This window comes from Orientia tsutsugamushi, from assembly GCF_900327275.1.
Lineage (GTDB): Bacteria > Pseudomonadota > Alphaproteobacteria > Rickettsiales > Rickettsiaceae > Orientia > Orientia tsutsugamushi.
The window spans coordinates 23,054-34,824 of record NZ_LS398548.1 but is presented as its reverse complement, the minus strand read 5'-3'; the positions used below and the strand labels follow the sequence as shown (position 1 = coordinate 34,824).

The following is an 11,771-nucleotide window of genomic DNA, read 5'->3' as shown; positions in this document are numbered from 1 at the left end:
ACAAGAATAAGCATTATAGCTCTTTTTTATTATTATATAAACATATACTTATGCTTCTTTTCTTTGTTCAAAATACTTTATTAAAGGATTATATTGAGCTAAACACATTACTAGACGGATTATAAGTTTCTCTACTTTTTCAGCAAACTCTAAACAGTCTTGATAGCTATTCTTATTCTATTTTTTTAAATCCACGCATGTAATCTTTATTTTCAATGCCATACCTAATAACATTACTAGATTATACTTTTAATTTAATAACTTATCAACTGAAGATTTATAATGTTATGCAAATTTTCTAATTCAACAAGTTAAATGAGTATAACTAATCACTGTAGTATCTATGCAAAACTAATATAGCTAAGCCAGTATAAAGACGCTAATTTAGGATAAGGGATTAGAAGAGAAAGAAGAAGAGATAAGATAGGGATTAAGTTTGGAGATGGAATAACTAGCAAGAGAAGCAATTATATGAACAAAGAAGTTAATATGAGAGCGATGTCGAGTATGCTCTAAATGCATGTGTTTTTTTAGTACATTAAAGACAGACTCAATTAAGGAACGTTTATTTAATAAAAGCTTATCATCTATGTCCAATAAATATGTTTTCATATCTTTACGAAGATTAGTAAATAAACGTAGACCATTGGAGAAGAGTTGATGAAATAACTCTTTAGATATGTAAGCTTTATCACCAAACAATTTACCAGATAAGCCTTTAGAAATAACTGAAGCTACAGATAGATCGCTTTTATTGCCTTTAGTAATTTTAACTGACATTATTTCACCTTTATTATTAATTATGAGATGCAGCTTAAAACCTAAGAACCAGCCATAGCTACTCTTACCAATTTTAGAAAATCTGTTAAAAACTCTATTGCTGGAAATACGTTTGTTATGACAAATTGCTAACTTTGTAGAATCGATGTAATATATACCAGTCTCTTCTCCTTTCAGATAATGCATTAATACGGCTAATGGTAGCAACATTCTAGGTAATAGTTGTATTATCGTACTATAGCTTGGTAAACAAAAGTATTCTTTATACTTATAACGCAAGTAATATAGATAATAATTTTTAAAATCCTTGCATGGAGATAAATAAAAATATATCGTTATTGTTAATAACTCAGCTAAGGACAACTTTCCATCTCTGTTCCTTTGATTACTACTTGGTATTAATCTCTTTCTTTCCCAGTCTTGATATATCTTGCAAAAATTATCTATTAAATAGTATACTGTTATAATACATTTTTTCATGTTGGGTTATTTTATTTTTATTTAAATTTTCTTTTTAACTCAACATTCTCTCTTTGTATACCTTTTGTATTATGCCTTCCCTGCTTCCTCTTATCCTAAACTGGCGTTAAAACAGTTATGCTATATACTTTTCGAAAATAACGTCTAAGTCATAGTGATGTTTTATTCTGCTTTATTTAGATGTATAACAATCAGATACATTGCAAATAGCAAAAATGCTATCTTTAGACCAGGTACTATCTAGATGAGGATTTATGTAAAATATTTAGATGTATTCACTCTTCTAACGCAACAATCTGTCCCATAGTTATTAGTTTTCAACAGACAGATAATATGTTAATTCTAAAAAAAAGAGAAGTTAATATGAATGTTTTGAAATCACTTTTACAACCGTGTTATGCTGTTATGCTAGCATCTGTTGTATTATTTTTACCATCAATATGTACAGCAAATAATATAAACGCAGCTATATTATTTTTTCCATCTACACATGTAGTGAATGATAATAGACATCTTTCGAAACTGGTTAATGTAGTTCAAAATTATAAATGCCAGAGATCAAATTAAAGCTAAGACTGAATTTTTTACGTCTATTTCGATATTTATCAGCAATAATTTTGAACTACATTAACCAGTTTCGAAAGAGGTCTATTTATAGGGCCTCAACAAAATGACTTTGTTTATTTCGATCCTTCTTATCATAAATCTGGAGAAAGGTTCTACACTAGACTTCCATTTGATGAAAAAGATCAAATTAGATTACGGGATTTTGTCCAAGAATTAACAAATAAAGGTGTTAAGATTATGATCTCAAATAATAATACTGCCTTTATTAGAGACTTATACAAAGATTTTAATATCAATACCGTTACAGTCGTATACTCAATCAATGAACAACGCAATCCTGTTAATGAGCTAATCATTACTAACTATAAAACTTGCTAGTTATTAAATGTGAACCCGCCATCCAACACGTATATGAATAGGAAGTGGTCTATAGTTAGCAATTGTGCTACATTCAATGTCTAAATATGTATCTCTTGATAAATTTATTGTTGTACCAACTCCCAAGTCTATACCAGTACCGCTATCACTATTGAAAGCTGATACTAGGCCACCTGTAACAAAAATTGATGCTTTGTTACCTTCAATTATATTGTAATAATAATTTCCTTGAATAAAGTTATCTCTACAGTTGTGATGACACATAAATCCTAATCTTACATCCATTCTGTGCCGATCTAATCTATAACCAATTCCAGCTTCTAATGTATCGTAGCTAGTAGCAATACCAGTTGAAAATTTTATATAGAATTGTTGTGAAGTATCAATACCACCTTTAGAGGCATTGAAGTTTACATTATTATTCGCTGTACATATCGATGGTGAAGATAATACAACGAATGCTAATATAACAGCATAACCCGGTTGTAAAAGTAATTTCAAAACATTCATATTAACTTCTCTTTTTAATATTAACATATTAGCTATCTGTTGAAACCTAATACCATGGGACCCATTGTTCCGTTAGAAAGTTGAATATATCTGCATTACCGCTTTTAGCAGCATAATCTATAGTAGTCATGCCGTTATCATCTTTTGCATCAATATCTGCTCCATAATCAATCAAAAGCTGTATAATATCTATGATTTTATTACGAACAGCAATATGTAGTAGCGTTTCTCCTTCATCATATTTTTTATTAATACCAGTAGAATTATGTTTTAGCATAATTGCTAAAGGTTCTACACATTTGCATTCAACAGCATCAGATAAAGGTGTATTACCTTGATTATTCTCGATATTTACATCAGCATTATATTGTAGCAGTAATGCTATATGATCATTGTAATAGGTAGGATATTTTTCGAAAAATTCATAATATACTTGAATTGTATCCACAACAAGATGTAAAGCGGTGTGCCCATCATTATCTTGTGCGTTTATGTTAGCTCCATTGCTTAGTAAAATCTCGGCAATAGGTAGATTCTTATATTTCAAAGCAACAGATAAAGCTGTAGTACCGTCTTTATATTTTGAATTGACAAGTGTACTATCCTTATTAATAAGCTGCTGTACTTTGCTTCTGAACAGCTTATTTATTAAGCTCTCACTATAAAAATCTATCATTGGCCACCTCTAAATGGTTATTAATAAATTATACCATAATTTAAACTTTTTGTATACTCCAATCCCAGATAAAAACTGGAAAAGAAGCAAATTAAATTATAAATTTTTTGAATTCAGTTATCACGATGCCAAAAAAAACTAATCTTGAGTTGCATATCTCTGGTGTTAATGAGTAAAATTTTGCTGTAATTTTTTTTTTGGACCAGCATTTTTTCATCTTATGCATAATCTAGCGTTTATTAACATTGCTGAGAGTTTTTAACAATATTGCCAAATTTAGAATACCTACTATTATAGTGCAACTTCACTGTACCAACTGGCTCATTACGGTGTTTAGCAACAATTATTTCAGCAGTGTTATAACATTTATTTTGTTTTGTAACCCATTCTGTATATTCTGGAGTACCTGGATTCGGTTCTGATCTAGACAAGTAATATTCGTCACGATATATAAGCATTACAATATCGGCGTCCTGTTCAATTGAGCCTGATTCTCTTAGATCTGAAAGAATAGGCTTTTTATCTGACCTTTGTTCTACAGCTCTAGACAATTGAGATAACGCAATGATTGAAATATTGAGCTCTTTAGCAAGAGCTTTTAAGCTCTGAGTAATTTCAGAAATCTCCTGTACTCGATTATACTGACTTCCTCTGGAATCAATTTTTATTAGCTGTAAATAATCAATAAATAATATTGCTAAATTATGAGTACGTTTAAGTCTACGAGCTCGAGATCTAATTGCAGATATCGAGATTGCTGGAGCATCATCTATAAAAAAATTCCACTTTTGTATTTCATTTTGTACAGTCTTCAACTTATCAACATCTTGTTCATCTATTTTACCGTTAAATAATGCAGAGCTATTAATTTCTGATTCTATAGAAAGAATTCGAGTAGAGATTTGCTGAGATGACATTTCTAAAGAAAAGAATCCAACTGATGGCACTACATTATCTTTAGTATTTTTTTTAGTAAGAAAATATTTACAAGCATTTATTGCTAAGTTAACTCCTAAAGCAGTTTTACCCATTGATGGTCTGCCAGCTAATATTATTAGGTCAGAATTTTTAAATCCTCCAAGCTTTGAATCAAGGTCAAGTAGTCCACTACTAATACCGTTAATAGAGTTTTTATTTTTAATAGCAGATGAAATTGATGTCCATGATTCTTCAATTGAAGTTTGTAATTTTGTAAATCCTTTACTTAAAGTTCCTCTTGCACCTAGATCATATAATTGAGATTCAGCAGTTTCGATCTGAGTTATAGCTAAATCTGCTAAAGTAGAAGAATATGCATTTGTTACTATTTTTTCTCCAATTTCAATTAAATAACGCCGCAGCGCAAGGTCATATACTATTTTGCCGTACTCATTAACATTAACTATACTTAATGCTAAAGTTGTAAGTTTAGCTAGATAATCCACTCCACCTATTTCATCAAATGTGAGTTCATTGCCTAGCATATTTTTGAGCGAAATTACAGTAGCGCTAATTCCTTTACTAATAATGAGATTAATTGACTTGTATATTTTGCCATGTAATGGTTCATAAAAATGTTCTGGCAGTAAAAATTCGTTAATGTTATATAGCGCACGATTGTTAATCAGAATTGCTCCAAGTATCATTTGCTCTGCTTGAATATTATTTGGAGCAATCTTTGCAAGATCTTTTTCCATATCACTCTTTAAATTTTATTAAAATTACTAAACTTAACTAACTCGAAAGAAAATCCCTGAGCTTTAAAAGAGGACTCAAGATCTTTCAGATAGTTCTCTCTGATGTAACTATTTTCAAATTCTGTTTTTGCTTTGATGAATATTTTTTTACTAACATTATCTTCATTTATAATGTTCAATTCGCTAAAGTATTTTTTATCAATAGTTTGACCATAACTTTTAATCAAAGATTCTCGTACTTTGTACCAAGTTGAGTTAGAGCCCAATTGTTTACTGAGATTCAAGAGATACTCTTCTTCATTGATTTGTTTCTGTGAAACAGTTTTGAGTTGCTCAAATGGTTTAACTTGTAATTCTTGAATTTCGTATCCATATACATCTTGTACAGCTTGTAATATCTTTGATCTATCACATTCTGTTAGTGTGATATTTTTAAGCAACTTAACAAAAAACCTAGTTCGAACTGCTGGCCCAAAACTACAAGAAGTCAAAATTTGATAAGCCATAGCTGCTTCAAAAGAACCAGCAATTTTATGCTTCAACTGACTTTCCTTACTAAGATTTGCGCTTGTTTCAATTTGAGTAAGATATTTTTCCTTATTAGATTTTTCTACGTTATCAAATCTACAGTTGTCACTATTTGCCTGATCAGTAGTTCGTAATTCATTCGCTAACGCTTTTGCCATATAGTTTAGAACTGATGCCTTACAGCCAAAATGATAATTCGAATATTGATCTGCTAGCTTTAATAGCAATTTGTTGATAAAGTATATGTTGAAACCTCTATCAGACTTGTGTTGCAGTGCAACTGCATCTTCTGGTGTTAGTGGGTAAAACTCTTCTAGCCTGTACCTTTTGAACCATTCTTTTTTACCATTCGAAGACTTGAGAATTTTTGTTATTAGTGATTCAATGTCTTGATTACAATTTTTAGTTGAAGTTCGTATATCATTTTCAAAATCATCAACATTAACATTTTGAAAATTTTGTTCTTCATTTTCATTTTTTTTATTCTCTACTAACTCACCTTCAGTAGATCTAGATATTTTAGATTTTTTTATATATCTATATATGTCCCTGAAAAAAGTTTCAGGTTGACCTGAAATTTCTTTCAGGTTGGGACGAAATTTTTTTTCTGGTAAGGCTATATTTTCTTCTTTTCCTTTTTCGCTATAGTGCTGAAAATTTTTCAGAATTTTTATGCAAGGGACATTACGTAACTTAAGATTGTCTTTAATGATTGTCCTATTTTCAATTTCAATAAAACCTGCATCTCTTAATTCTACTAAGCATTGCCTAACTCTTCTTTGACCAACATTCAGCTTATCTTCATAAAGCTGATAACTTTCCTGTAATTCATCTATATCTTTGTTGTAATAGATATGTAGTCTAAATACTATGAATGATAAAAGCTGTTTAGATGTTTTACTTAATGCTTTTCCATTATCTCCAGTTAGCTTTCTCCATTCTGGTGGAATGATATTTCCAATAAAGTTATAAAATATTGTGTCATTATTGTTACTATTTTTTTTAATAATATTACAACTATTAGTTAAAAAATCGAATACTACAGGTCGCATTTTTCATCTCCAAAAATACAGCTATAGTAGGTGTTTTAGAAAATAATTTTTTTACAAATTACCATCAAATTTTTATGCAAAAGGTTGACAAAAGGTTGACAAAAGGTTGACAAAAATCATTATGCCAAACCTATATAAATCTTCATACTTATACTATCTGCCTTAGAAGACCAATTTTACCTATAGCACATCTTATTAATAAAAAGATATTCATTAAGGCTCTAACAAGCTTTGCAGATAGCTATATTAAATCAAATTTTAAACCCATTCTAGAGTGTGCTTTTGAAGCTCAAGGGTTTTCGTTTGAATTAGTTCAGTATAAGTAATTTCAATAAAACTTAAGGGTGATATGGAAGTTGCTGAATCTCAATTGTCTAGAGCTGTAGAACAAAGGTCAGATAAAAAGCCTATTCTCTCAGATCTACGAGAATCAGGCTCAATTGAACAAGACTCAGATATTGTAATGTTCATATATCAGGACGAATATTACTTGTCTAGATCAGAACCAGATCTAGGTACTCCAGAACACATGGAATGGCAAGAAAAGCAAGATAGATGCTTTAATACTGCTGAAATAATTATTGCTAAACACCGTAATGGGCCAGTTGGTACAGTGAAGTTGCACTATAATATTAGGTATTCTAAATTTGGCAATATTGTTAAAAACTCTCAGCAAGGTTAATAAACGCTAGATTATGCATAAGATGAAAAAATGCTGGTCAAAAAAAAATTACAGCAAAATTTTACTCATTAACACCAGAGATATGCAACTCAAGATTGGTTTTTTTGGCATCGTGATAACTGAATTCAAAAAATTTATAATTTAATTTGCTTCTTTTCCAGTTTTTATCTGGGATTGGAGTATACAAAAAGTTTGAATTATGGTATAATTTATTAATAACCATTTAGAGATAGAAAATGATAGATTTTTATAAAGAAAGCTCAATAAATAAGCTGTTCAGAGCCAACATAAGATTTAACGCCAGAACCTTATTATATGCATCCATTAGAAGTAGCTTATATGGTAGTAGAGTATAGTTTTGAAACAGACACGATTATTACAGCAATACTACATGATACTCTTGAAGACACAACACCAACCAAAGAAAAGATTGTTAAGGTATTTGGAAAAAAAATTGCAGAACAGGTTTCAGACCTCACCAGACCAGGATTAAGGATAATAAAAAAAATCAGTTCTAGAGAAATGATTCAAACATTATATAACCGAAATAAAACAGAACTATTATTAATTAAGCTTTTTGACCGATTCCATAATATTCAGACTGTATCAATAAAACCTTATGAAAAAAGACAAGAAATCATACTAGAAACGCAGCAAGAATTTATACCTCTTGCTGAATATCTTAAATTACCAGAAATTGCTATAGAGCTAAATAAATACTGTGAGCTTTATGCTACCTAATAAACTAAAGTTTAATAGGTGGTTAATGTAGTGAATTGCATAAATTAAAATTCAATAAGAGAATGTTCATGTAAGTTATTTTGTTGTATAATTTAAAAAGAATAGAAAATATGAAAAATATATGCATTTATCAAGATTTCTAGATCCAAAGAATGATGTAGCATTTAAAAAGATATTTGGATCAGAAAAAAACAAGGACATACTAATACATTTTCTGAACGATATATTGTTGTTTGAAGGGAATAGAAAAATAATAGAAGTAGAGTTTTTAGGAACGATATTAGATGCAGACATAGCGTCCAAAAAAGAATCAATAGTAGATGTTTTGTGTAAAGATAAAAACAGAACACAATATATAATAGAAATGCAAGTAGATCCTACACAAGGATTTGAAAAAAGAGCACAGTATTATGCAGCAAAAGCATATGGCAGGCAACCAAATAGAGGAAAAGAAGGAAAATACTCAGACCTAAAGGAAGTTATATTTATAGCAATAGCAGATTATAAATTGTTTCCAAATAAAGAAGACTATATATCAAGGCATGTAATATTGGATAAAAAGACATATGAGCATGATCTAAAGGACTTTTCATTTACCTTTATAGAATTACCAAAATTTAAAAAAGATAGAGTGGAAGAGTTAAGTGATATAACAGAGAAGTGGTGCTATTTTTTTAAACATGCAAAAGAAACAACATTAGATGGATATAATAAAATAATAGGTAAAGATTTAATAATAAAAAAAGCGTATGAGGCATTAGATCAGTTTAATTGGAGTGAAGACGAACTAATAACCTATGAACAAGAGTTAAAGCGTATATGGGATAATAAAGCAGTAGAAGATTATAAACTCGAACGCGCTAAAGCTGAAGGTAAAGCTGAAGGAATAAAGCTCGGTGAGGCTAAAGGTAAAGCTGAAGCAAAAAAAGATTTGGCAATAAAATTATTGAAATCTGAATTATCAGTTGAGACAATTGCTGAATATACGGATTTATCAATACAAGAAGTATTAAATTTAAAAAATAGTGTAAAATAATAATGAATATACAACACAAAATCTTACTTTTGATGTGTTGTATGCTACTTCTATTAGATGCTTTATATCACACTACAAGTTCTATACTATACCGAACATTTAAAAGGCCATTCTTTAGAGATTCGATATCTTTAACATGGCCGCACCATTCTTGACGAAAGCTATTCCATTTTAATCCATGAAGGCGAATGTGGCGCTTAATACGCCAGATTAGGATAAGGAAAAATATGAAAAGCATAATGAAAAAGGTCTGCAAGAGATAATAGATATCTTTCAAAACTAGTTAAGGTAGTTCAAAATTATAAATGCCAGAGATCAAATTAAATCTAAGGCCGAATCTTTTACGTCTATTTCGATATTTGTCAGCAATAATTTTGAACCGTTTTAGCATACCAATAACGTTTTCATTGACAACTCTTTCTCCTGCCAACCTACGATTATTCTTTTTATCATTTTTAGTTAAAGGATTTTTCTTGCTTTTTTTCTTTGGTAATTCAGAATTATTGTGAATTTTTTGTATACCTTGATATCCTGTATCAGTAATCGCTTTAACTTTAGGATGAATAAGAATTTTGAATTCCTTAAATAATCTAAAGTCATGTTTTTTACCGTTAGAAAAATCTGTACATATTACTTGGTGCGTTTTCTTGTATACCACTATTTGAGTTTTTAGTGTATGCCTTTTCTTCTTTCATGAATAATAGAATTTTTGTTTTTTTTAGGCCTTTCTATAGAACTCTCAGTAGCATCAATCAAGACTACTACAACAAAGATATGGATGAATTACAGGAGAGTTATCAGCTTTATGAGGATAAGCTGAATGTTTGTCAACGAAGAGTTAGGCAATGCTTAGTAGAATTAAGAGACGCAGGTTTTATTGAAGTTGAAAATAGGACAATAATTAAAGACAATGTTAAGTTACGTAATGTACCTATTTGTTTTTAACTTTATAATAATAATCCTTCGAATGATGTTTGTGATATAAACTCAGTAATCTATTGACCTCATTAGGATTATTTTTAACAGCATTATAGCTAGTAATTAAATCAAGATTGATGTCAGACAAAAAACATTGTTTAAAAAGATGCCTAACTTGAAAAAATAAAGCACCTCCACCAAGAAATGGTTCATAGTAATTATAGTGTGGACCTTGAGGAAGATGTTCTATTAATTTATTAACAATTCTTCGTTTACTACCAATCCAATGAAGGAAAGGCTTAGACTTATTAGCAACAGCTACTGACACATGAAGTTTAATTAATTTATGTTAGTTGAATCTCTATTGAGATTATACCAGAAAACAGCTTGTAGTGCTAGTAATAATAACGCTTACAAGGCTCTTTATGCATCCTTTTTGAATAAGATTTATTATAACCATAAGCAAGGAATGTGATAATTTCGCATCAACATTAGATTATTATGCAAAAATTTAGCCTGTAAATTAAAAGATTTTAATAGACTGGTAAAAAATATAATGCTACTCTATACCTTATATTATCTAGGTTTCAGAACTTTGATAATACTAAGCTGAAGATTAAATAGAATAAAGAGTTGAACTTTTTACTTTAATCTTCAGAAACCATTTTTTACATAAAAACAGTAGGGGAATTCTATGTCTCTTGGAAACGAAGGTCAACAGAAAAATAAAAGTATATTTAATAAAAATATACAGTCAAAACTGTTACTAAGACATCTAGCAGCTGGTGATAAAGAGCTTTTAAAACTTACACATCAAATTAAAACACTAAACTTAAATATAATAGATGTATTCAAACAGCTCAAAAGTGAGTCAGAAGATGTTAGAACACTTCAGTCCGAAATAATAGAAAATAAAAAATCAACATTAAGGGAAGCCATATGTCATATACCAATCAGCTTAGCTAACAGTTAGCTAAGCTTGCTATTTTAAATTTCTAAAAAAACAAAGTTAATAAACTTAACCATAGGAGAATAATATGGAAAATAACAATATATATTTGATTCAATATATTAGGCATATAGTAAATAACTGCAATAAAACAAAGCGGAATATAGTAGAACTAGTAGGATATAAGCAAGATGCAATAGCAAAAATAACAGATACGTTAGGCTCACTTGATGAACTAATAAATCATCTAAATGATAAAATTTGTGTATTTAGAAAAAACATAGAATCAAAGAATGTAGAACTAGAAAATTTTAGCCTACAAACGTTTGTAAAGGATACTGTCGCTAGACTAAAAGCAATTGTTGAAGATGATAGAATAGATCTAAAAAGCAATTTTCAGGCTAATATAAAAGACAGTATTATTGGAGATAGTTTACGAATAAGAGCTGTACTAAGCCAGTTAGCTGAAAGTGCCATTATATATGGTACTAAAGGTACAACGATTAATATTTGTGTTCATTTGTTACCTTCTAAAGATGGAAAAACAGATTCAAAAGATAAAATATTACAATTTTTAGTACAAAGCACAGGCCCTAGCATTCAGAAAGAAAAATTGCAAAAGATGAATTCTGAATTAAGCAATTCGAATTTAACAAAACATCAAGAGCTAGGACAAGGGTTGGTGTTTATAAAACAGCTTACACATCAAATGAAAGGAAATCTCAAAATAGATCAAGGAAGTAACTACATATCTTCTTCGTTTGAAGTGCCAATTCAATTATATACCTAAATTAGGAT

General features: G+C 29.6%; 10 protein-coding genes and 7 pseudogenes. 8 read left to right on the top strand and 9 right to left on the bottom strand.

Translation table 11 applies throughout. From position 1 onward, the window contains the following. Nucleotides 1-384: 384 nt before the first annotated feature. The gene (locus DK405_RS00175; protein WP_064613168.1) at nucleotides 385-1,260 is read right to left on the bottom strand and encodes an IS982 family transposase; all 876 of its coding nucleotides are present in this window, start codon (nucleotides 1,258-1,260) and stop codon (nucleotides 385-387) included. 363 nt (nucleotides 1,261-1,623) lie between these two features. Between DK405_RS00175 and DK405_RS00170 the strand changes: the two genes are divergently transcribed. After that, a complete protein-coding gene (locus DK405_RS00170) occupies nucleotides 1,624-1,827 on the top strand; it encodes a hypothetical protein (RefSeq protein WP_045914802.1) in 204 nt (67 codons plus the stop codon). Here the strand turns inward: DK405_RS00170 and DK405_RS00165 are convergent. Continuing rightward, nucleotides 1,787-1,882: pseudogene (locus DK405_RS00165) on the bottom strand (IS5/IS1182 family transposase); the annotation flags it as partial. The gene DK405_RS00170 and the pseudogene DK405_RS00165 overlap by 41 nt on opposite strands. A 29-nt stretch (nucleotides 1,883-1,911) precedes the next feature. On the opposite strand from DK405_RS00165, the pseudogene DK405_RS00160 reads away from it, so the two are divergent. Continuing rightward, nucleotides 1,912-2,205, top strand: a pseudogene (locus DK405_RS00160) (DNA adenine methylase); the annotation flags it as partial. Nucleotides 2,206-2,208: 3 nt separating this feature from the next. On the opposite strand, the gene DK405_RS00155 reads toward DK405_RS00160, so the two are convergent. The 4 genes from DK405_RS00155 to DK405_RS00140 form a co-directional block, all read right to left on the bottom strand. Next, nucleotides 2,209-2,715: a hypothetical protein gene (locus tag DK405_RS00155; protein WP_064613174.1), complete on the bottom strand. Its 507-nt coding sequence runs from the start codon at nucleotides 2,713-2,715 to the stop codon at nucleotides 2,209-2,211. A gap of 46 nt (nucleotides 2,716-2,761) precedes the next feature. Continuing rightward, nucleotides 2,762-3,391 carry an ankyrin repeat domain-containing protein gene (locus DK405_RS00150; protein WP_109510521.1) on the bottom strand — a complete coding sequence of 210 codons (630 nt, stop codon included), beginning with the start codon at nucleotides 3,389-3,391 and terminating at the stop codon, nucleotides 2,762-2,764. Between the two features lie 239 nt (nucleotides 3,392-3,630). After that, a complete protein-coding gene (locus DK405_RS00145) occupies nucleotides 3,631-5,067 on the bottom strand; it encodes a replicative DNA helicase (RefSeq protein WP_064612780.1) in 1,437 nt (478 codons plus the stop codon). A gap of 8 nt (nucleotides 5,068-5,075) precedes the next feature. Then, nucleotides 5,076-6,647: a DnaA N-terminal domain-containing protein gene (locus DK405_RS00140; protein ID WP_064612781.1), complete on the bottom strand. Its 1,572-nt coding sequence runs from the start codon at nucleotides 6,645-6,647 to the stop codon at nucleotides 5,076-5,078. Nucleotides 6,648-7,002: 355 nt separating this feature from the next. Here DK405_RS00140 and DK405_RS00135 point away from each other — a divergent pair. The 3 genes and pseudogenes from DK405_RS00135 to DK405_RS00125 all read left to right on the top strand — a co-directional run. Further along, nucleotides 7,003-7,329, top strand: a pseudogene (locus DK405_RS00135) (DnaB-like helicase C-terminal domain-containing protein); the annotation flags it as partial. Nucleotides 7,330-7,565: 236 nt separating this feature from the next. Next, nucleotides 7,566-8,070: pseudogene (locus DK405_RS00130) on the top strand (HD domain-containing protein). Between the two features lie 121 nt (nucleotides 8,071-8,191). Next, complete coding sequence (locus tag DK405_RS00125) at nucleotides 8,192-9,106, top strand: Rpn family recombination-promoting nuclease/putative transposase (protein WP_064612783.1); 915 nt, start codon at nucleotides 8,192-8,194, stop codon at nucleotides 9,104-9,106. 67 nt (nucleotides 9,107-9,173) lie between these two features. On the opposite strand, the pseudogene DK405_RS00120 reads toward DK405_RS00125, so the two are convergent. Both DK405_RS00120 and DK405_RS00115 read right to left on the bottom strand, forming a co-directional pair. Beyond that, nucleotides 9,174-9,305: pseudogene (locus DK405_RS00120) on the bottom strand (conjugal transfer protein TraD); the annotation flags it as partial. A gap of 84 nt (nucleotides 9,306-9,389) precedes the next feature. Beyond that, nucleotides 9,390-9,868, bottom strand: a pseudogene (locus DK405_RS00115) (transposase family protein); the annotation flags it as partial. A 12-nt stretch (nucleotides 9,869-9,880) separates the two neighbouring features. On the opposite strand from DK405_RS00115, the gene DK405_RS12665 reads away from it, so the two are divergent. Continuing rightward, nucleotides 9,881-10,051: a hypothetical protein gene (locus DK405_RS12665; protein ID WP_162562989.1), complete on the top strand. Its 171-nt coding sequence runs from the start codon at nucleotides 9,881-9,883 to the stop codon at nucleotides 10,049-10,051. On the opposite strand, the pseudogene DK405_RS00110 reads toward DK405_RS12665, so the two are convergent. Continuing rightward, a pseudogene (locus tag DK405_RS00110) lies at nucleotides 10,044-10,352 on the bottom strand (DNA adenine methylase); the annotation flags it as partial. The gene DK405_RS12665 and the pseudogene DK405_RS00110 overlap by 8 nt on opposite strands. Before the next feature lie 366 nt (nucleotides 10,353-10,718). Between DK405_RS00110 and DK405_RS00105 the strand changes: the two are divergent. Together DK405_RS00105 and DK405_RS00100 are read left to right on the top strand one after the other, a co-directional pair. Further along, nucleotides 10,719-10,997 (top strand): hypothetical protein, encoded by a 279-nt coding sequence (locus DK405_RS00105; RefSeq protein WP_045915527.1) that lies wholly within the window; start codon nucleotides 10,719-10,721, stop codon nucleotides 10,995-10,997. A gap of 64 nt (nucleotides 10,998-11,061) precedes the next feature. Further along, nucleotides 11,062-11,763, top strand: a complete 702-nt coding sequence (locus tag DK405_RS00100; protein ID WP_109510520.1) for a sensor histidine kinase — start codon at nucleotides 11,062-11,064, stop codon at nucleotides 11,761-11,763. The last annotated feature ends 8 nt before the right edge of the window (nucleotides 11,764-11,771 follow it).